This window comes from Acinetobacter sp. YH12131 (genome assembly GCF_013418635.1).
Lineage (GTDB): Bacteria > Pseudomonadota > Gammaproteobacteria > Pseudomonadales > Moraxellaceae > Acinetobacter > Acinetobacter towneri.
The window spans coordinates 38,759-58,105 of record NZ_VPBQ01000005.1; the positions used below are offsets into that span (position 1 = coordinate 38,759).

General features: G+C 41.9%; 19 protein-coding genes. 16 read left to right on the forward strand and 3 right to left on the reverse strand.

All coding sequences use genetic code 11. The features are described 5' to 3' along the window. Positions 1-59: 59 nt before the first annotated feature. On the reverse strand, positions 60-974 hold the full coding sequence (locus FTU66_RS05495) for a pseudouridine synthase (protein WP_180112448.1): 915 nt from the start codon (positions 972-974) through the stop codon (positions 60-62). Between the two features lie 216 nt (positions 975-1,190). Here FTU66_RS05495 and tsaE point away from each other — a divergent pair, with 216 nt between their 5' ends. The 4 genes from tsaE to hfq all read left to right on the forward strand — a co-directional run bounded on the left by tsaE (position 1,191) and on the right by hfq (position 5,207). After that, positions 1,191-1,667 (forward strand): tRNA (adenosine(37)-N6)-threonylcarbamoyltransferase complex ATPase subunit type 1 TsaE, encoded by a 477-nt coding sequence (gene tsaE, locus FTU66_RS05500; protein ID WP_096901184.1) that lies wholly within the window; start codon positions 1,191-1,193, stop codon positions 1,665-1,667. Continuing rightward, positions 1,660-3,642 carry a DNA mismatch repair endonuclease MutL gene (mutL, locus tag FTU66_RS05505; protein WP_154320806.1) on the forward strand — a complete coding sequence of 661 codons (1,983 nt, stop codon included), beginning with the start codon at positions 1,660-1,662 and terminating at the stop codon, positions 3,640-3,642. Before tsaE ends, mutL begins: the two co-directional genes overlap by 8 nt. Positions 3,643-3,648: 6 nt before the next feature. After that, positions 3,649-4,593: a tRNA (adenosine(37)-N6)-dimethylallyltransferase MiaA gene (miaA, locus tag FTU66_RS05510; protein WP_180112449.1), complete on the forward strand. Its 945-nt coding sequence runs from the start codon at positions 3,649-3,651 to the stop codon at positions 4,591-4,593. A 92-nt stretch (positions 4,594-4,685) separates the two neighbouring features. Continuing rightward, positions 4,686-5,207, forward strand: coding sequence for an RNA chaperone Hfq (gene hfq / locus FTU66_RS05515; RefSeq protein WP_104851882.1), 522 nt, complete (start codon positions 4,686-4,688; stop codon positions 5,205-5,207). Between the two features lie 169 nt (positions 5,208-5,376). On the opposite strand, the gene FTU66_RS05520 is transcribed toward hfq, so the two are convergent. Together FTU66_RS05520 and FTU66_RS05525 are read right to left on the reverse strand one after the other, a co-directional pair. Then, on the reverse strand, positions 5,377-6,675 hold the full coding sequence (locus tag FTU66_RS05520; protein WP_104851883.1) for a peptidylprolyl isomerase: 1,299 nt from the start codon (positions 6,673-6,675) through the stop codon (positions 5,377-5,379). Beyond that, a complete protein-coding gene (locus tag FTU66_RS05525; protein ID WP_180112450.1) occupies positions 6,675-9,116 on the reverse strand; it encodes an LPS-assembly protein LptD in 2,442 nt (813 codons plus the stop codon). Before FTU66_RS05525 ends, FTU66_RS05520 begins: the two co-directional genes overlap by 1 nt. Positions 9,117-9,236: 120 nt before the next feature. Here FTU66_RS05525 and FTU66_RS05530 point away from each other — a divergent pair, with 120 nt between their 5' ends. From FTU66_RS05530 to FTU66_RS05585, 12 genes are all read left to right on the forward strand, one after another. Continuing rightward, positions 9,237-10,250, forward strand: a complete 1,014-nt coding sequence (locus tag FTU66_RS05530) for an aminoglycoside phosphotransferase family protein (protein ID WP_154320802.1) — start codon at positions 9,237-9,239, stop codon at positions 10,248-10,250. Further along, complete coding sequence (murU, locus tag FTU66_RS05535) at positions 10,251-10,940, forward strand: N-acetylmuramate alpha-1-phosphate uridylyltransferase MurU (RefSeq protein ID WP_180112451.1); 690 nt, start codon at positions 10,251-10,253, stop codon at positions 10,938-10,940. An 84-nt stretch (positions 10,941-11,024) separates the two neighbouring features. Then, the gene (rsmG, locus tag FTU66_RS05540; RefSeq protein WP_180112452.1) at positions 11,025-11,657 is read left to right on the forward strand and encodes a 16S rRNA (guanine(527)-N(7))-methyltransferase RsmG; all 633 of its coding nucleotides are present in this window, start codon (positions 11,025-11,027) and stop codon (positions 11,655-11,657) included. 22 nt (positions 11,658-11,679) lie between these two features. Beyond that, on the forward strand, positions 11,680-12,462 hold the full coding sequence (locus FTU66_RS05545) for a ParA family protein (RefSeq protein ID WP_096901175.1): 783 nt from the start codon (positions 11,680-11,682) through the stop codon (positions 12,460-12,462). Continuing rightward, positions 12,459-13,346, forward strand: a complete 888-nt coding sequence (locus tag FTU66_RS05550; protein WP_131261484.1) for a ParB/RepB/Spo0J family partition protein — start codon at positions 12,459-12,461, stop codon at positions 13,344-13,346. The genes FTU66_RS05545 and FTU66_RS05550 overlap by 4 nt, the downstream gene beginning before the upstream one ends. Before the next feature lie 31 nt (positions 13,347-13,377). After that, entirely contained in the window at positions 13,378-14,025 is a 648-nt protein-coding gene (locus FTU66_RS05555; protein WP_004976814.1) for a MotA/TolQ/ExbB proton channel family protein, read from the forward strand. A gap of 9 nt (positions 14,026-14,034) precedes the next feature. Continuing rightward, entirely contained in the window at positions 14,035-14,457 is a 423-nt protein-coding gene (locus FTU66_RS05560) for a biopolymer transporter ExbD (RefSeq protein ID WP_004976812.1), read from the forward strand. Further along, positions 14,457-16,184, forward strand: coding sequence for a lipid A export permease/ATP-binding protein MsbA (gene msbA / locus FTU66_RS05565; protein WP_178318410.1), 1,728 nt, complete (start codon positions 14,457-14,459; stop codon positions 16,182-16,184). The genes FTU66_RS05560 and msbA overlap by 1 nt, the downstream gene beginning before the upstream one ends. A gap of 3 nt (positions 16,185-16,187) precedes the next feature. After that, on the forward strand, positions 16,188-17,201 hold the full coding sequence (gene lpxK / locus FTU66_RS05570) for a tetraacyldisaccharide 4'-kinase (RefSeq protein ID WP_131261483.1): 1,014 nt from the start codon (positions 16,188-16,190) through the stop codon (positions 17,199-17,201). 11 nt (positions 17,202-17,212) lie between these two features. Further along, positions 17,213-17,974 (forward strand): 3-deoxy-manno-octulosonate cytidylyltransferase, encoded by a 762-nt coding sequence (gene kdsB / locus FTU66_RS05575; protein WP_004976805.1) that lies wholly within the window; start codon positions 17,213-17,215, stop codon positions 17,972-17,974. Between the two features lie 14 nt (positions 17,975-17,988). Then, positions 17,989-18,978 carry a DNA polymerase III subunit delta' C-terminal domain-containing protein gene (locus FTU66_RS05580; RefSeq protein ID WP_180112453.1) on the forward strand — a complete coding sequence of 330 codons (990 nt, stop codon included), beginning with the start codon at positions 17,989-17,991 and terminating at the stop codon, positions 18,976-18,978. A 10-nt stretch (positions 18,979-18,988) separates the two neighbouring features. After that, positions 18,989-19,330, forward strand: a complete 342-nt coding sequence (locus tag FTU66_RS05585; RefSeq protein WP_026438361.1) for a PilZ domain-containing protein — start codon at positions 18,989-18,991, stop codon at positions 19,328-19,330. Positions 19,331-19,347 lie beyond the last annotated feature (17 nt).

Here is a 19,347-nt window from a genome sequence, read left to right on the forward strand (position 1 = left end):
TCATTTGTAATTTCAATATGACTACAACGAAAATCCACTATTTTGTAATGACAAACATATTACAATGTCAATTCTTGCTGTGCGCTAAAGTGGAATTGTTGCTGGCTAATCGGGTCAAAAAAACTTAAATGCTTGGCAAGCAATTGTAGCGGTGCAGAAAAATCATCTGCTTGTTTGTGCTGTAAAATGGGATAAAACGGGTCGTTCTTAATCGCAATACCTAAGCTATTTAAATGCACACGCAGTTGGTGCTGCTTGCCTGTTGTAGGCTTTAATTCATATTTTGCCCATGTTTGATTATGTTCAAGCAAACGAATTTCTGTTTCGCTGTTAGGTGTGCCTGCCACGACGTGCATCAAATAAAAAGGTTCATCTTTTTCCATGCGTAATTGCACAGTACATGGTAGTGACAAATTAGCTTGATAAGGCGCAATGGCATGGTAGGTTTTTTGCACCTGACGTTCTGCAAATAATTGCTGATACACCGCCCGAGTTTCTGGTTGTTTGGAAAACAGCACCACACCCGCAGTTTCGCGGTCTAAACGATGAATAGGTGTGAGCTGCTCATTCTGTGTTTGTTTTTTTAAGCGTACTAATAGGGTTTCTTGTACATATTGCCCTGTAGGGCTCATGGTCAAAAAATGTGGTTTATCTACAACCAATAAGTGTTCATTTTCAAATAAAACTTGATGCTGAAAAGGCACGGCAACTTCATGCGCTAAAAAACGATAATAAAAAATATCCTGATGTGCGCTATAAGGTGTATCTAAATCTAAACGCTTGCCTTCGGCATCATAAACCAGACCATCCTCAAAGCGTTGCAGCCATTCCTGTGCAGAAATATGGGCAAACTGGGCACATAAATAACGAAAAATTGATTCAGGCTGTGTGCTTAATTTGGGTAAATGCAATTTGCTGGCGCTCACACCATCTAGCATGGGTGGAACAAAGGTGTTGGGATGAGTCGACTTCATCTGCAAATTGCTCATATTCAGGTGGGAGAGTTTCTTTTTCATCATATTGAAAATAGCCTAAGCAGTTTGGGTGCTAAGCTTAATAATCTTGATTCATTGCCTTGTCTAAACTTGTTATAAATTGTCCACATTTACACAGTTTTATCCATCAGTACATAGGCTTTAAAGCAGTGCGATGCTATCATAATTGGTCTTTTGAATCATGTCGTGAGCGTTATGCAGTATTCATTTAATTTGGCTTTAAATAATGAGCAAGATACCCAAAATCTGGCGCAGGTTTTGGCAACGCATTTTCGGTCGGGTGTGATTTATTTAATTGGTGATTTAGGCGCAGGAAAAACCACTTTATCGCGTTATTTTCTACAGCATTTGGGGCATCAGGGCGCGGTTAAAAGCCCGACTTACACCTTGGTGGAACCTTATCAAATACAAGGACAAGATATTTTTCATTTTGATTTATATCGTTTAAATGATCCTTATGAATTAGAGCTGATGGGCATTCGTGATTATTTAGAAACCCCAAATGCCTTGTTTTTATTTGAATGGCCATCAAAAGGTGGCGATGAAATTCCGCCCGCAGACCTGATCATTGAAATTAAAAAATCGGAAGATGAATTAAGCCGTACTGCAACGCTAAGTTCGTCTTCGGTTGCATTACAACAAGCTTTGGAGCAACAATTTAATCATGCCTAATGATGTGTTAAATCTACGTCGGATCCACACGCTTGAACCTGCCTTAGCCAACCAAATTGCTGCAGGTGAGGTGATTGAACGTCCTGCCTCTGTGGTCAAAGAACTACTAGAAAACTCCATTGATGCAGGTGCAACCGAGCTAATTATTCGGGTGGCACAAGGCGGCAGTACACTCATTGAAATTATTGATAATGGTCGTGGCATTCATGCTGAAGATTTGCCTTTGGCGGTGACTCGTCACGCGACCAGTAAAATTCAAACGGCTGATGATTTACATGCTATTGTCAGTTTAGGCTTTCGTGGTGAAGCACTGGCATCAATTGCAGCAGTATCGCGTTTGACTTTGGTCAGCAGCCAAACTGAAGATGGTGTTGGTTATCAGGTTGAAGTCAATGGCACTGCCTTTGACCATCAAGATATTCAGGCCGTTGCTGCACAAAAAGGCACACATATTCGGGTGCAGGATTTATTTTTTAATGTGCCTGCACGACGTAAGTTCCTGAAAAAAGCAGGTACAGAATTTGGACATATTGAAGAAATTGTCCGTCGTTTGGCGCTGACACATTTTGATATTCGTTTTGTTTTGGAACACAACGACAGCATTAAACTGAATTTACCCATTGCAGACAGTGGCGAATTGCGTTTTCAGCGCGTGCAGCAACTTTTAGGACGAAACTTTGTCGAAAATGCCTATTGGATTGATGCTGATAGTGTCACCATGCGCTTATCGGGTTGGTTGGGGCATCCTTCCGATGCACGTTCACAAGCCGATTTACAGTATGTGTATGTGAATGGACGTATTGTAAAAGACAAGACCATCTCCCATGCTTTGCGTATGGCATACGAAGGTATTTTGCATGGACATCAACATGCTGCATATTTGCTATTTTTAGAAGTAGAACCTGAAAATATTGATGTCAATGTGCATCCGACCAAGCATGAAATTCGCTTTTTAAATCAGCGAGAAGTTCATGAGTTTGTAAGACATTACGCCAAAGAAACCTTAGCGCAATTTCAAACTGCAACTGCAGATTTAGCTACAGCCATGAAAGCCGATCCTATCGAACAAGCTGCGCCTTATGTGGTGCAACCGCGTTATCAGGAACAATTTTTACTGCACAAACATGCCGAGGCAAATCCTTACAATTCCGCTGACGATGCAGTAGATGCGTACACGATGCAGCCCGCTTCACAAGCGGGAAGTGAGTTACTTACCGATTTTAATCAGAGTCAGCCGCAGACAGTTCAATATAACCGACCTGTGCAGAGTAATTATCAAGGTTCGCAACAGCTCAACAATGCTTTAAAAAGCTATCTCGCGCCTTTACGTGATCTAGATCAAGACTCAGCCAATCTTACGCAAACAAACACAACACCTGCGGTGGATGAGCATCCGCTCGGCATTGCAATTGCGCAATTGCATGGTATTTACATTCTGGCGCAAAACAGTGAAGGCTTGATTATTGTAGATATGCATGCCGCCCATGAACGAATTGTGTTGCAACAGATGAAAGCCGCTTGGGATAAACCTGAGTTTTGGACTTCGCAGCAATTGCTGATCCCCAAAGTTATCAGCATTAGCCGCATGCAAGCCATGCGGGTGGATGATTTAAAAGAACAATTGGCACGACTGGGCTTGGAAATAGACCAATATGGCGATGAACAGGTCATTGTGCGCGGTGTGCCCGCGATTTTGCATAAGGCAGATTTTGCCGAATTAATTCCTGAATTACTTGATGATTTAGACCCAAATGATGAAGCGCAGGCGTTACTGCAAAAGCGTGATCATATTTTGGCGGGAATGGCATGTCATAGTGCAGTACGTGCACATCGGATGTTAAGTCTTTCTGAAATGAATGCCTTATTGCGTCAAATGGAACAAACCGAATTTGCTAGCCAATGTAATCATGGTCGCCCGACTTGGCGTGCCTTTCCATTGGCACAACTAGATAAACTTTTTGCTCGAGGAGAGTAGCGTTACATGTCAAATCAATTGCCGGTCATCAATTTAATGGGACCAACTGCAAGCGGTAAAACTGCTTTGGCATGTGAGCTGTATGAAATGGGGCATTTTGAGCTGATTTCAGTCGATTCTGCGCTAGTTTATCGAGATATGGATATTGGTACAGCCAAACCAACTAAAGCGGAACAGGCGCGTTATCCGCATCATTTGATTGATATTATCAGCCCGCTTGAAGTTTATTCTGCTGCACAGTTTGTGGAAGATGCTTGTGCCTTAATTGATGATATGCACGCGCGTGGCAAAACCCCAATTTTAGTGGGTGGAACCATGCTGTATTTTAAAGCTTTGCTTGAAGGACTATCTTCCAATTTACCCAGTGCCAATTACGACGTCCGTGCAGAAATTGAAGATAAAGCTGCACGCGAAGGTTGGGAAGCGGTCTATGCAGAGTTGTGTGCAGTAGATGCACTGGCGGGTGAAAAATTTAAGGTATCAGATAAACAACGTATTATTCGTGCACTAGAAGTTTATAAATTAACAGGAACGCCAATTACCCAGCTTCAGGCGGAACAACCCAAAAATGTACCATATCGTTACACTTTTCATAACCACGTCTTGATGCCTGATCGGGTAGAATTACATCAGCGTATTCAAAAACGCTTAGAGATTATGTGGGAAATGGGTTTTTTGAATGAGGTGCGACATCTTATTGAAAATTACGATTTAGATGCTAATTTACCCTCTATGCGTTCAGTTGGCTATCGTCAAGCTTTAGAGTTTTTGCAAAACGGTGATGAAAGTCGCGAAAAAATGCAGGAAATGGAGGATAAGGCGCTATTCGCGACACGACAACTCGCGAAACGTCAATATACTTGGCTCAGATCGTTGCAAGAATCGCATAAATTTCACACATATTTTACGATAAAGCAGGCTCAAGAAGACTTGCGAAACTGTTACGGATAAAGCAAAATTTACCTACTGTCTTTTTTATAATTTTTAATTGAAAAATAGAGATAGTTTTTGCGCTGATTTTTAATTATTTTTGGAGTTATAACATGTCTAAAGGTCAAACTTTACAAGATCCGTTCTTGAATTCTCTCCGTAAAGAACGTATTCCTGTTTCTATCTTCCTTGTGAACGGTATTAAGCTACAAGGCCATATTGAATCTTTTGACCAGTATGTTGTTTTATTAAAAAATACGGTAAGCCAAATGGTTTACAAACATGCAATTTCTACAGTTGTTCCTGCACGTAATCCACGTCCTGCTGGTGCACCTGCTGGTGGTCAAGGCGCTGGCTTTGGCGGTCAAGGCGGTGGCTTCGGTGGTCAAGGTGGTGGCTTTGGTGGTCAAGGCGGCTTCGGTGGTCAAGGTGGTGGCTTTGGTGGTCAAGGTGGCGGTTTCGGTAGTCAAGGTGGCTTTGGTGGTCAAGGCGGTGGTTTCGGTGGTCAAGGCGGCGGCTTCGGTGGTCAAGGTGGCTTCGGTGGTCAAGGTGGCTTCGGTGGCGGTCAAGCAACTGGCGGTTTTGACAACGATTCTAAATTTGAAGAATCTTCAGAAGACGATAACAACCGTTAATTGATCTTCTTAAAAAACCTCTCGAAATGAGAGGTTTTTTTATGTCTATGGTTTTTTTATCAAAGTCGTATTTTGGTAGTGGCTAAGATGAAGTGCATATGGTAAAAAAGCATAAAAAACCAGTGTTGCTACACTGGTTTTAATTTTGGAAATAGCAGAAAACTTAAGCTTAGTTTTTCTTGCGGTCTAAGCTTGGGTCTTTAATTTCTACAAAAGCATTGTTACGTGTTTCACGTAACCAGCTATCCAATTCAGTATCAAACTGGCGTTCACCTAGTATTTGACGTGCCATACGTTCTTGGTATTCACGAGTCATATCTTGCTGGCGTGTATCGGTCACTTGCAGTACATGCCAACCAAACTGGGTTTGGAATGGTGCGCTAATTTCACCTTTTGCAGTATTTTTCATTTGATTTTCAAATTCTGGCACCATCACGCCAGGATTCACCCAGCCTAGACTGCCGCCATCACGTGCAGAGCCAGCGTCATTAGAGAACGTCGCTGCTAAGGTTGCAAAGTCTTCACCCGCTTTTAAACGGTTGTGAATACTGTCAATCATGTGTTTCGCATTTTCAGGGCTTACGACTTCACTTGGCTGAATCAAGATATGTCGAGTTTGATATTGTGGAACTAGTGCACGTTGCTCAGTACTTTTGCGCTCCAGTAATTTTACGACATGAATACCATCACGGACTTCAATCAGTTCACTGGTTTGCCCCACATCTAATGGCGTAATACGTGCAGCAAGTTCCGCGGGAATATCGGTCAAGTTACGTAAACCCATGTCTGCAGACTGAACGGTTACACCATTGCCTGTATATTTTTTACTAATGGCTTGAATGTCATTGTTCTGCGCCAATTCAGCTTTGACTTGTTGCGCAACTTGTGCGGCATTTTCTGCTCCAGAAACACGCACATGCAAAATATGTACTTGATTGCCTAAGGCAGCCTGACCTTGTGGTGTTTTCAGGAAATTATCAACATCTTGGTCGCTAATTTGAATACGTGACATTACGACTTGCTGACGTAAGCGATTCATTGCCAAATCTTCAGCAATACGGTTACGTAAAAACGCATAACTGCCTGGTGCAGATTTATCTAATTTTTGCTGAAAAGTTTCTAGGCTGTTTGCGCCATTTTGCTGTGCAACTTTTAAAACTGCTTCATTTAAAGATTTTTCATCAGCTTTAATGTTGTAGCGTTTGACTTGCTCTAATTGCGCTTGGCGTACAATCAGTTGTTCTAAAGCTTGTTGTTCTAAAATGTGTTGTGGTGGAACAGGGCGCTTTTGCATCTCAAGTTGTTGTTTGAGTTCAACCACGCTTTGCGCTAAATCACTTTTTAAAATGACACTATTGTCAACTACAGCCACAATTTGATCATTCGCAGCAAATGCAGGCAGCGCTGCTGTCATGCAAAGTGCTAAGGTTGATGCTTTTAAAAATCGTTTTAACTGTTCTGTTTTCATTAACGTTGTGTCCAAGATTGATTAATTTTATTAAAACCTAAAATACGGTTTTCAAGTAAAGATGCAAGTTTATTATTGAAACTGCCTAAACCTTTTAAATTTAACTCTGCCATAATGGCACGTTTGGGTTTAACGCCCGCATCCGTCACATCATCCAAGTCGTTATAGTAAGAGCGACCATAGACTGAAATACCCCAGCAGCATGATTCGTAATTTACACCCAGTAAATACTCACGTGCCACACTGTTATCTAAGTCATATTGTGCGTGACCTAAAATACGCCAGTTCTTGTGAATGGGTTGAATGAATGATGCAACCACTTGATCATAATGGTCTTGGCGGTTTGGAATATAACGACGGTTAATATAGCCAAAGTTATATAAGTTACCCTGATCGCCAGCGTAAAGCAGATTTACATTACGCTGAGCATTGTCGCCATTAGACATCCAAGCAGCATTGGCACTGATGCTGAGATTTTGGCTTAATTGGCTGGTGAGGCTGACAATTGGCCCTGTACGGCTTTGCGTGTCAAAATCATCGCTGGTATTTTCTAGTGTGACACGGCGGTCTTCAAAATAGAAACTTTGACCAATGCCTGCCTTAACGCGCTCTAAACCAATTTCATCAAACAGACTGTAGCTTAGGCCTAAAGATAGGAAATTATTATCTTCTAAACGGTCATGTCCATAGAAACGGTTTGGACTGAATAATTGATCATAATTGATTGATGCTGTTGCAGAATCAAAGTTAGGGTGATCATTTTGATTTTTATACGGTGCATAGGCATAGAATGCACGTGGTGTAATCGTTTGTAGGAATCGGCCATCTTTTTCAAAGGTAATCCCTGTGTCCAATGTAAATTGTGGCACAGTGACGGATTCACTCTCACTAGATGAGTTATATTGATTCCGAGTGTCTTTGTCATAGAAGGTGTTGATGTTGCGTAACGATACTTCTGGAATCACAAATGACCACGGGTTACGGTAGTTGTAACGCACTGCAAAGTCATTATAAATACGCGTACCACTTGGTTCCCCATCTTGCGCAGCTAGATCTTTTTTGAAGTAAGCTGTGTCGTTATTAAATTCGACTTGGAAGCCTTGAGGATTGCCCGTTTTATAGTTCAATAAAAATTGTGGTAGGCGTGCATAAGGGCGATCCACAGATGGAATCGTCTTATCCAGGGTTTGGAAATCTTCAACTTTGAGCTGTGCTTTTAAACCCGGTATGCCGTTACGATAATTCAACTCCCAAGCACGACGTAAATTTAGGTCGGTTTTAGAGTTCGGGTTGTTATTTAAATCGGCAAAGTAGTCTTTGTCCGATGCATAGTTATATTCTAAGTTGGTTGAAAATTGTTCGTTGATTTGCCAGCCGTGTAAAAAATGTAAGTCTTTACGGTCTTGGTCATCATATTTGGCATCCGATGCTAAATAACCGCCCCAAATTTTACCTGAACCAAAATTTTCAGTTAAATAACGGAATTCACCTTCTAGCATCGCGCCACGATCGGCAATATAACGCGGGCTAACGGTTGCATCAAAATTCGGTGCAAGGTTTAAATACACAGGCACAGACAGCTCGACACCACCATCATTGGTAAAGCCAAAACTAGGCGTCAAAATACCTGTGGTACGGCGGTCATCAATTGGGAAATTGAAGTAGGGTACAGCTAAAACTGGTACATTTTTCACATACAATTTGGTGCCGCGTGTTTCACCGCGTCCCGTTTCCTGATTCAGCTTAATTTCATTGGCTTGAATTTTCCAGGTTGGCGCTTGCTCGGGTGGGCAGGTGCTGTAGGTGGCGTTATTGAGTACCATGGTATTGGTTGAGGTACGTGCAATTTTTTCTGCCATGCCATGCGCATGCTGTTCTTCAGCAATATAAAAACTGTTATTTAAATCGCCTTGCTGAGTTTTAAGGTTGTAGTTAATTTCATCACTTTGCGCAAGTAAACCAGCTTGTGCCATTTGTACACGACCTTCGGCTTTGGCAAAGGTTTGGGTTTGATCAATGGTAATTTTATCGGCGCGAATTTGACGGCCTTGCTGGTCAATCAGGACATTGCCTTCCAAGACGGAATCGCCATTTGGGTCATAGTGACCATAATCGGCAGTAACGGTAGAGGTCGCTTCTGCAGCATCTACGGCAACGGTGCTTGAGCTGATAGGCGTCAGCCAAGCACCTTTGCAATAAGCCGAGCTGGCTGTGTTACCAAATTGTTGTTGCGCTTCGGGCGTTGCTTTATCAACATAATATTGCTCAAAGAACTGCTGCCCAGGATAAGCTTCCTGAATGGTGTGTTTAAGCTGCTGGTTATTGAGATTTGTGACAGATGAAGTCTGATCTGTGGTCTGCGCATAGCTGGAAACAGAGTGACCACATAACAGAGTTAAGACCGCAGTCGCTAAAGGATTAAATTTAAACTGATGCTTCATTTATCTCATCAACCAAGAATGCTTAATCGCAATTAATTATTGTCGCATCATAGAGAAAAAGCGCAGAAGTAGCTACACTTAGCACTTTAAAAACTCAGCCTGTATTAGAATTTATTGCAAATGAATACACAACGCGAACAATTGATACAAACATGGATAACATCTGTACTTGGTTCAGATCAATTTGAAACTCATTTTTTAGCAGGCGATGCAAGTTTTCGTCGTTACGCACGAATCAAGTTGAATAATAAAACATTTATGCTCATGGATGCACCACCAGAAAAAGAAGATTGTGGTCCTTTTGTGACGATTGATGAATTTTTTGCTGCCCATGGCGTGCGCGTGCCAAAAATTGTAGCTAAAGACCTGACACAAGGCTTTTTGTTGCTTGAAGATTTTGGTGATGTCTTATTATCTACCTTGCTGAATGATCAGACTGTAGATGACTATTATGCGCAGTGTTTTAAACAACTGATTCAATTGCAAGGCATTGATGGTACCGCACATTTCCCTGAATACTCGTATGACAAACTGATCAGTGAAATGGAACTACTCACCGACTGGTTATTGCCTGCCTTACAGATTCAGCCAACGGCTGAAGAAAGTGCATTAATTAAACGTACATTTGCAATTTTGGCCAATGCCGCTTTGGCTCAGCCACAAGTGATTGTGCATCGCGATTTTCATAGTCGTAACTTAATGAAAATTAATGATGATACCGAGCTAGGTGTAATCGATTTTCAGGATGCAGTGATTGGTGCAGACACCTATGACCTGATTTCAATTACGCGTGATGCTTATGTACAGTGGAATGCTGAGCGTGTGTATCGCTGGTTTAAAATGTTTTATGACTTGTTGCCGGCAGCATCTAAGCAAGACCGTGATTTTGAACAATTTAAAAAAGATGCCGATATGATGGCGATTCAGCGTCATATCAAAATTTTAGGTATTTTTGTGCGTTTATTTGAGCGTGATGGTAAATCGGGTTATCTCAAGGATTTACCGCGCGTAATGTGGTATTTACTTGAAGAAAGTAAACCTTATCCAGAATTACAACCATTTATGCACTTTATTCACACGACAGTAATGCCAAAATTTACAGCCAAATATGGTCAGTATGAGGTGGTTGCCTAAATGAAAGCCATGATTCTTGCTGCAGGCATGGGTAATCGTATGCGTCCTTTAACGTTGTATACACCTAAGCCATTATTGGAAGTCGGTGGTAAGCCTTTAATTGTGTGGCACATCGAAAAATTACAAAAGATGGGTGTGCAGGAAATTGTCATCAATACGGCATGGTTGGGTGAAAAACTTGCAGATGCTTTGGGTGATGGTTCGCAATTTGGTGTGAAAATTTTGTGGTCGCATGAAGGCGAAGGCTTAGAAACTGCAGGTGGCATCATCAATGCGTTGCCATTATTGGGCAATGAACCTTTTATATTGGTGAATGGCGATGTTTGGACCACGATGGATTTCGCACCTTTGTTGAATGTACAACTGCAGGATGCTTTGGCACATTTGGTTTTGGTTGAAAATCCCGTGCAGCATCCACAAGGTGATTTTACCTTGTCTGAAAATAAGGCTTATACCTTTGAGCAAGCACAGTCAGGTGAAAATCTGACTTACAGTGGCGTGGCGGTGATGCATCCACAAATGTTTGTTGGTTTAGAATCGGGCAAGCGTCCACTAGCGCCATTGTTGAAACAAGCCATGCAGCAAGAAAAAATTTCTGCACAGAAATTGCAGGGTGTTTGGGTGGATGTTGGCACTCCTGAACGATTAAATACGCTAGATCAACAAATTCAGCAGGGTGTGTACGCTTAAGTGCATATTCACTAAGCATTCGCCCCTATGACTGCAACTATAAATCGGTATACTTCCATTAACTTTTTCGAGATGTGAATTGTGATGCATTCGTTTTTTCAGGAACTCAAGCAAGGTAGTCAGGCTTTAGGTTTAGAGCTCAGTGATGAGGCTTTAAATTTATTACTCAAATACCAAGATGCTTTGGTGCTATGGAACAAAGCGTACAACCTCACTGCAATTCGTGACCCGAAAGAAATGCTAGTGAAGCATTTGCTAGACAGTCTGAGCATCCTCAAAGATTTGCCTGCAGGTCGTTTACTGGATATTGGTACTGGCGGTGGTATGCCGGGCATGATTATTGCCTTGTGTCAGCCTCAGCGCGATTGCGTGTTATTGGACTCGAATGGTAAAAAGATTCGTTTCTTAAAACAGTTTATTGCCGATTTAAAACTGAAAAACGTCGTGGCAGTTCAGACCCGTGTTGAAAATGAAGACAGCATCCGCGAGTTAGGTCAGTTTGATGTAATTACCAGTCGTGCTTTTGCATCTTTAACTGACTTTGTAGCCGCGTCAAAACCATTTATGCATGAGCAAAGTATTATTGCATCTATGAAAGGTTTGATTCCTGCCGATGAAGTAGAGGCATTGAAAGATGAATTCAGCTGTGAAATTATCGAGCTTAAAGTTCCGCGCTTAGACGAACAACGTCATTTACTTTTATTAAAACGTATCTAATTTTCAAAGGACTGGGGTGATCATGGCACAAATTATTGCGATTGCGAACCAAAAAGGTGGTGTCGGAAAAACCACAACCGCAGTAAATTTGGCAGCATCTTTGGCTGTTTTGAAAAAGCGCATTTTATTGGTCGATATGGACTCACAAGGCAATGCCACCATGGGTTCAGGCATTCAAAAAAATGATTTGCTGTATTCAGTGACCGATGTATTGTTGGGCGAAGTGCCGATTGAAACTGCAATTAGCAAGGCAGAAGTTGGTTATAAAGTTTTGGGTGCCAATCGTGATTTGGCTGGGGTTGAATTGGTGATTGCTGAGCAAGAGGGGCGTGAGTTTATTTTGCGCAATGCCTTGCAAGAAGTTGCCAAAGACTTTGATTATATTATTGTCGACTGTGCACCAAGTTTAAGCTTAATTACAGTAAACGCTTTAGCAGCAGTGCAAAGTGTAATCATTCCAATGCAGTGCGAATATTATGCACTTGAAGGTTTGGCTGACCTGACGCAAACCATTGACCGTATTCAACAAGCACTCAATCCTGATTTAGAAATTATTGGTGTATTACGCACCATGTATGATGCGCGCAATGCCTTAACCCGTGACGTGTCTGAAGAATTATCGCACTATTTTGGTAAAAAATTATACGATACCGTGATTCCGCGTAATGTACGCTTGGCAGAAGCACCTGCACACGGTTTACCCGTCATTTATTTTGAAAAAAGCTCGAAGGGTGCAGTTGCCTACCTGAATTTAGCAGCTGAAATGTTGAAAAAAAGCAAAGTGAAAAAAGGAAGTAAAGCATGACCACAAAAAAACGCGGATTAGCCAAAGGTCGTGGTTTGGATGCCTTATTGGGGTCAATCCAGAAAGAAAAATTACAACTTGAAGTGCAATCTTTAGATCATGGTCAGCTCAAACAAATTGATGTCAATTTATTAAAACGTGGTGAATATCAACCGCGTCGTTTTATTCAAGAACAAGATTTGCAGGAACTGGCGGCATCTATTGAAAAACATGGTGTAATGCAGCCAATTGTGATTCGTCCTATTGATGACGAACTACATCCTTATGAAATTATTGCAGGTGAACGTCGCTGGCGTGCTGCACAGTTGGCTGGTTTAACTGAAATTCCAGCAATTGTGCGTGATTTGACCGATCAGGTCGCGATTGCTTTGGCATTAATTGAAAACATTCAGCGCCAAGATCTTAATCCGATTGATCAGGCAATGGCGCTGCAACGCTTTCACGATGAGTTTGGCTTGAGTCATCAAGAAATTGCCGAAACAGTAGGTAAAGCACGTACCACGGTCAGTAATTTATTGCGTTTACTCACTTTGGCTGAGCCTGTTAAAGAGTTGATGCAGCAAGGCTTGCTAGATATGGGTCATGCACGTGCTATTTTAACTTTGAAAGCTAAAGATCAGCTCAAAGTCGCGCAGCATGTAATTGAAAAGAATTTATCGGTACGTCAAACCGAACAGTTGGTACGTGACTTTAATGCGCCAAAACAAGAAAAGCCGAAAACGGCTATTGCGCCTGATATTCAACAACTCACGCAACGTCTTTCTGAGCGTTTTAGTGCAGATGTTAAAATTGATTATAACAAGCAAGGTAAGGGCAAATTGACCATCAGTTATCACTCTCTGGAAGAGCTGGATGGTATTTTAAATATTTGCCTGTCCGATTAATTTTAATTCGTATTTTATTGGGGAAAAGCGAATGTGGGAATTGGTAAAAGCAGGTGGCTGGCTGATGCTGCCGTTGGTATTGTGCTCGGTATTTACCGTTGCAATTACCATTGAGCGTTTTATGCGTTTAAAGAGAGCAGGTATTTTGCCCAATGCGTTGTTGCTCAACCGCGGGCAAAGTTTAGCGACTGTGTTGCAACAACTGAATCAAAGTGCCAACTTAAAAAACAGTACATTAGGCCGTATTTTTGAGGCGGGTGCGCGTAACAAACAACAATCAGAACACTATGCGCGTGCACAAATGGAAGCGACAGCTTCACAAGAAATTGGTTATTTAGAAAAAAATATCAACTTCTTGGGTACGCTCAGTGCAGTTGCGCCATTATTGGGTTTATTGGGTACAGTGCTTGGGATTATTGAATCATTTTTAGTGATTGATGTGGGTGCAAGTAATCCAACCTTAATGATTCCAGGGATTTCTAAAGCCTTAATTACCACTGCTGCAGGTATGTTAATTGCAATTCCAGCCTTATTTGCCTATCGTTATTTTCAGCGTTTGGTGCAAGAATATACTGCTGAGTTAGAGCAGCAAGCGACTTTGTTTCACGCAGGATTATTTCATCAGAGTCAACCTCATCAGCTTGATGCGGATGTGCAAGATGTGAAAAAAGTAAGCTAAGGTGAGTTTATGAAATTCAAACGCTCGCAAGTTGAAGATATTCATATTAACCTGACTCCAATGATTGACTGTTTACTGTTCATCTTGGTGTTTTTGTTGCTTTCGACCACATTTAACCAATTTAGCCGTATGAATTTAACTTTGCCAGATGCGCAAGGCGTACCACCAAAATCTTATGAACATAAAATTGAAGTCGTGGTAGATTCTTCAGGGCATTATTCTGTCAATGGTCAGGCACTTTCGACTAAGGAAGTGGCAGATTTAAGCACAGCAATTAAACAAATTTCTCAAGATCGACGTGATTTAATGTTTATCATTGCTGCAGATGCCAAAGCCACTCATCAAGATGTGATTCGAGTGATGGATGTCGCAGGACAACTTGGTTTCGTCAACATCAATATCAGTACGAAAGTCCCAACTCGAGGTTATTAGTGAAGAAGGATTTACAGGTCTATCGCCGTCTTCTGAGATATTTGCTCCCATTTTGGGGCTTGGCAATCTTGGTGATTATCGGTTTCGCCATTAATGCAGCCACAGAAGTATCTGTGGCAAAACTCTTGGAAAAAATTATTAATGCCATTCAGGAGCGTGACCAATCTTTCACCACACTATTTCCGCTATTAGTCATTGCACTGATGTTTTTCCGTGGTTTGGGAACTTTTATTGGCGGTTACTATACCGCAGTGATTTCACGTAATTTGGTATTCAATATCCGTCAGGAAGTCTTTGCTAAATTGCTGCGTTTACCTGCACAGTATTACTTAGATAATACCAGTGGGCACATTACTGCCAAAATTATGTATAACGTAGAGCAGTTGACCGCTGCATCTACAGAATCGCTGCGTACATTGGTACAACAGGGTTTGATTACACTCGGCTTGCTCGGCTATTTGCTGTATACCAACTGGCGTTTGACCCTCTGTATTTTGGTATTTGGCCCATTAATTGGCTTGCTGATTCGTAAAGCTGCAAAACGCATGCGTCGTTTATCTATTCAAGTACAAGACACCATGGGGGATGTAAACCACGTGGTGCAAGAAACGGTGAATGGTAATTTGGTCGTCAAAGGTTTTGGTGGTCAGACCTATGAACAAAGCCGATTTAAAGAAAACTCTTTAGAAAACCTGCGTCGTGGTTTAAAGATGGTGGCAGTGCAGCAATTGAACAGCCCTGTGGTGCAGTTCATTATGTCCATTGCTTTGGCAATTATTATCTGGATTGCCTTACGCCCAGAAATTCTACGTGATATTTCAGCAGGCGAGTTTGTAGCCTACATTACTGCCGCAGGTATGTTGAGCAAACCAATTAAAGCCCTTACCGATATTAATGAAAAATTACAACGCGGTTTGGCAGCAGCGCATTCGGTTTTTGAATTGCTCGATATGCCTGAAGAAGATAATCACGGGACGCTTACACCAGACTTAAAAGGTAATTTGCAATTTAAGAATGTGAATTTGGTGTATTCCGATGGGCATCATGCCATTCATGATTTTAATCTGGATGTCAAAGCAGGTGAAACTGTGGCTTTAGTTGGGCGTTCAGGTGCGGGTAAAACCTCATTGGTCAATCTGTTGGTACGTTTTCAGGAAGTATCTTCAGGGCAAATTTTGTTTGATCAGCAGGATATTCGTGACATTGAGCTGAATAGCCTGCGTTCACAAATTGCTATGGTCAATCAGCAAGTGGTATTGTTTAACCGTACGGTGCGTGAAAATATTGCCTATGGTCAGCTTGAAGGTGCGAGTGATGAAGCAGTGATTGCTGCAGCCAAAGCGGCTTATGCACATGACTTTATTATGGCTTTACCGCAAGGCTACGACACAGCATTAGGTGCGCAAGGCTTGAATTTGTCTGGTGGTCAGCGACAACGTATTGCCATTGCACGTGCAATCTTAAAAAATGCACCAATTTTAATTTTAGATGAAGCCACCAGTGCTTTAGACAATGAATCTGAATACTTTATTCAGCGTGCATTTGATGCGGCTATGCAAGACCGTACCACCATTGTCATTGCACACCGTTTATCTACCATCGAAAATGCTGACCGTATTGTAGTGATGGATCAGGGACGTATTTTAGAACAAGGTACTCATCAGGAACTCATGGCGCAAAAAGGCGCGTACTTTCAGTTGCATCAGCGTAACTTCGAGGAACATTAATTCATGTCTTTGGCACAATTTATTCAGGACGCTTGGCAGCAACAGGCCAAATGGCTAGTTGTGCTTAGGCCCTTGTCTTTATTGTACCGTGGTGTGAGTTTGCTCAATCAAAATTTATATCGCTCAGGTATTAAAACCGCTTATACTGCGCCCGTACCTGTGATGGTGATTGGCAATATTACTGTGGGTGGCAGCGGCAAAACCCCTTTGCTGATTCACTTGGTCAAATATCTACAAAGTTTAGATGTTCGTGTTGGCGTGATTAGCCGTGGTTATGGCGGAAAAGGCCCATTTCCAGCCTATGTCAGCATTGACGCTAATGTTGACGTAGTGGGCGATGAACCGACTTTGATTGTGCAATCTACAGGCGTACCGATGGCTGTGGGGCCAAATCGTCAAAAAAGTATTGAATTGTTACTTGCACAGCATGAATTGGATTTAATTATTAGTGATGATGGTTTGCAGCATTTGGCTTTAAACCGTCAATTGGAATGGATTGTTTTAGATAATAATCGTGGTTTGGGTAACGAGAAAATATTGCCCGAAGGTTATTTGCGTGAACCAAAATCTCGATTAGAGCATGCCACGGTGATTGAACATGCAGCGCAACCGAGTTCTGAATTAAATATGCATTTGGCCGTTGCAGCGCCATACTTATTGCATCCCGCACAAGAATTAATTTTTGATCCGACCCAAAATTTTTATGCTGTCGTGGGCATTGGCTTTCCTGAGCGGTTTTATAAAACTTTAGAGTCGATGGGTGTGACCCAATTTCAATGCCATGAGTTTCCAGACCACCATGACTATGAAATTACCGATTTGCAGTTTGAAGATTCGCAACCGATTATTACCACAGAAAAAGATGCAGTAAAGTTATTGCCTCTGTTAAAACAATATCCAGATTTTCAGCGTGAAATTTGGGTTGTACCTGTAGATGCAGTATTGTCATCGGCCTGCTATGTCACCTTACATCAACAATTGAAACAATTGGGTTTAAACCTGCCTGAAAGACCATGATAAGGAAAATTATGAAGCACATTGTTATCCCTGCACGTTATGCTAGTTCACGCCTGCCAGGCAAACCTTTACTGGAAATTCATGGTCGTGCCATGATTTTACGTGTGGTTGATCAGGCAAAAAAAGTGGCAGGTTTTGATGACTTGTGTGTGGCGACCGATGATGCTCGTATTGCAGAATTATGCCGTGCCGAAGGTGTAGATGTAGTGCTGACTTCGGCAGACCATCCATCAGGTACAGATCGTTTAAGTGAAGTGGCGCGCATTAAAGGTTGGGATAAAAACGATATTATCGTCAATGTGCAGGGCGATGAGCCACTTTTGCCTGCGCAATTGGTGCAACAAGTGGCGCAGTTGTTAGAAGCTCAACCTGAATGCTCGATGTCTACGCTATGTGAGCCGATTCAGCAACTAGATGAATTTACTCGCGACAGCATTGTTAAAGTGGTCATGTCTAAACACAATCAGGCTTTGTATTTTAGCCGTGCCACGATTCCTTATGACCGTGATGGTGCGAAAGCAGCGACACCACAATTGCATGCACATGCGTATCGCCATTTAGGTTTGTATGCGTACCGTGTGGAATTGCTGCAAGAATATGTGACTTGGGAAATGGGAACATTGGAAAAGCTGGAAAGCCTAGAGCAATTGCGTGTCTTGGAAAATGGACATCGTATTGCCATTGCAGTTGCAGAAGCCAATTTACCACCGGGTGTAGATACCCAAGCAGACTTAGACCGTTTAAATGCAATGGATATTGCCCATTTTGAGTAAGTGAATCACCGACCATGCAACGTGATGTAATTGGACAAGTATATCCTTGGCAGCAACAAGTTTGGGAAAACCTGACAGGGCGATTTCCCAAAATGGGGCATGGTTTATTGTTTTTTGGCAAACAGGGTTGTGGTAAAGAAGCCTTTGCACAGCAATTTGTGGTTTGGATTTTATGCCAACAGCGTGATGTGCAGTCACAGCCTTGTGGTGAATGTAGCAGTTGTCAGTGGTTAAAATCAGATACACATCCGAATTATGTCTATATCAGCACCGATGAAGAGAATAAAAAGCAAAACGCGAAAATTAAGATCGAGAAGATCCGTGATTTATTACCTTTTGTCCAGCAAACGGTAGATGGCTGGCGGGTGATTGTGATTGAACCTGCTGAAGCCTTAAATATTGCATCTTCCAATGCGTTGCTGAAAACCCTCGAAGAACCGGGTGATCGCATCGTGATTATTTTGCTGGCAGATCATTATCTTAAATTACCTGCAACCATTCGTAGCCGTTTGCAGCATTTTGCTTTAGACCGTATTGATGCTGCACAGGCTACGGCATATTTGCAGCAGCATTTGCCCGATTTAGATGCGAACAAACAGCAATTGTTGATGAATTTGTCTAATCAAATGCCATTGCAGGCTTTGCAGTTGGCACAGGCAGAATGGCTGGAACAGCGTACAGATTTTCTGAAAGACTGGTATAAACTGGTGACGCAAAAAAATATGCCGATGGCAATCGCAACCAAGTGGAACAAGGCGCTGAGCTTTACTGATTTTAGTCAGATGTTTGAATACTTGTTGTGTGATTTAATTTGTGTCAAGCTAAATCAAAGCATTAAAAATTTGGATTTAAGCACCGCTTTGCAGCATTTGGCTGAACAATATGACTTAGAAAGTCTGTTTGGTTTATATGCAGAATTACAGCAAGCCAAGCCAATGCTTGAGCAAAACGTGCAAAGTAATCTGGTGCTTGATCAATTATGTGTTAAGTTAATGAATATTTAAGGGGAACATGATGCAACCACGTATGGGCGGTATTATTCAGGCCAATATTCCTGATGTCGAAACGCTATATTTAAGTTATATGCCATACGTTGTTGGCGGTGGCTTATTTGTACCCTCAAAACAACCTGTAAAAATGGGTGAAGAAATCTTCGTGCTTGCAACTTTGCCTGAACAATCACAAAAAATTCCACTTACAGGAAAAGTCATCTGGATTTCGCAAAAGCAAAACGGCATCAAATTGCAGGGCTTTGGCATTCAACTGAGCGGTGAAAAAGGCGTTTATTACAAATCTGAAGCCGAAAGAATCCTTGCGGGGCTTAAGTCTGACAACCGTAACAGTTACACTATGTAGGTTGTTTGCTTTTAGGA

Bases quoted from the DNA above. Each gene is read 5' to 3' on its own strand.
- FTU66_RS05495 (WP_180112448.1), bottom strand. From the start codon at position 974: ATGAAGTCGACTCATCCCAACACCTTTGTTCCACCCATGCTAGATGGT.
- tsaE (WP_096901184.1), top strand. From the start codon at position 1,191: ATGCAGTATTCATTTAATTTGGCTTTAAATAATGAGCAAGATACCCAA.
- mutL (WP_154320806.1), top strand. From the start codon at position 1,660: ATGCCTAATGATGTGTTAAATCTACGTCGGATCCACACGCTTGAACCT.
- miaA (WP_180112449.1), top strand. From the start codon at position 3,649: ATGTCAAATCAATTGCCGGTCATCAATTTAATGGGACCAACTGCAAGC.
- hfq (WP_104851882.1), top strand. From the start codon at position 4,686: ATGTCTAAAGGTCAAACTTTACAAGATCCGTTCTTGAATTCTCTCCGT.
- FTU66_RS05520 (WP_104851883.1), bottom strand. From the start codon at position 6,675: ATGAAAACAGAACAGTTAAAACGATTTTTAAAAGCATCAACCTTAGCA.
- FTU66_RS05525 (WP_180112450.1), bottom strand. From the start codon at position 9,116: ATGAAGCATCAGTTTAAATTTAATCCTTTAGCGACTGCGGTCTTAACT.
- FTU66_RS05530 (WP_154320802.1), top strand. From the start codon at position 9,237: ATGAATACACAACGCGAACAATTGATACAAACATGGATAACATCTGTA.
- murU (WP_180112451.1), top strand. From the start codon at position 10,251: ATGAAAGCCATGATTCTTGCTGCAGGCATGGGTAATCGTATGCGTCCT.
- rsmG (WP_180112452.1), top strand. From the start codon at position 11,025: ATGCATTCGTTTTTTCAGGAACTCAAGCAAGGTAGTCAGGCTTTAGGT.
- FTU66_RS05545 (WP_096901175.1), top strand. From the start codon at position 11,680: ATGGCACAAATTATTGCGATTGCGAACCAAAAAGGTGGTGTCGGAAAA.
- FTU66_RS05550 (WP_131261484.1), top strand. From the start codon at position 12,459: ATGACCACAAAAAAACGCGGATTAGCCAAAGGTCGTGGTTTGGATGCC.
- FTU66_RS05555 (WP_004976814.1), top strand. From the start codon at position 13,378: ATGTGGGAATTGGTAAAAGCAGGTGGCTGGCTGATGCTGCCGTTGGTA.
- FTU66_RS05560 (WP_004976812.1), top strand. From the start codon at position 14,035: ATGAAATTCAAACGCTCGCAAGTTGAAGATATTCATATTAACCTGACT.
- lpxK (WP_131261483.1), top strand. From the start codon at position 16,188: ATGTCTTTGGCACAATTTATTCAGGACGCTTGGCAGCAACAGGCCAAA.
- kdsB (WP_004976805.1), top strand. From the start codon at position 17,213: ATGAAGCACATTGTTATCCCTGCACGTTATGCTAGTTCACGCCTGCCA.
- FTU66_RS05580 (WP_180112453.1), top strand. From the start codon at position 17,989: ATGCAACGTGATGTAATTGGACAAGTATATCCTTGGCAGCAACAAGTT.
- FTU66_RS05585 (WP_026438361.1), top strand. From the start codon at position 18,989: ATGCAACCACGTATGGGCGGTATTATTCAGGCCAATATTCCTGATGTC.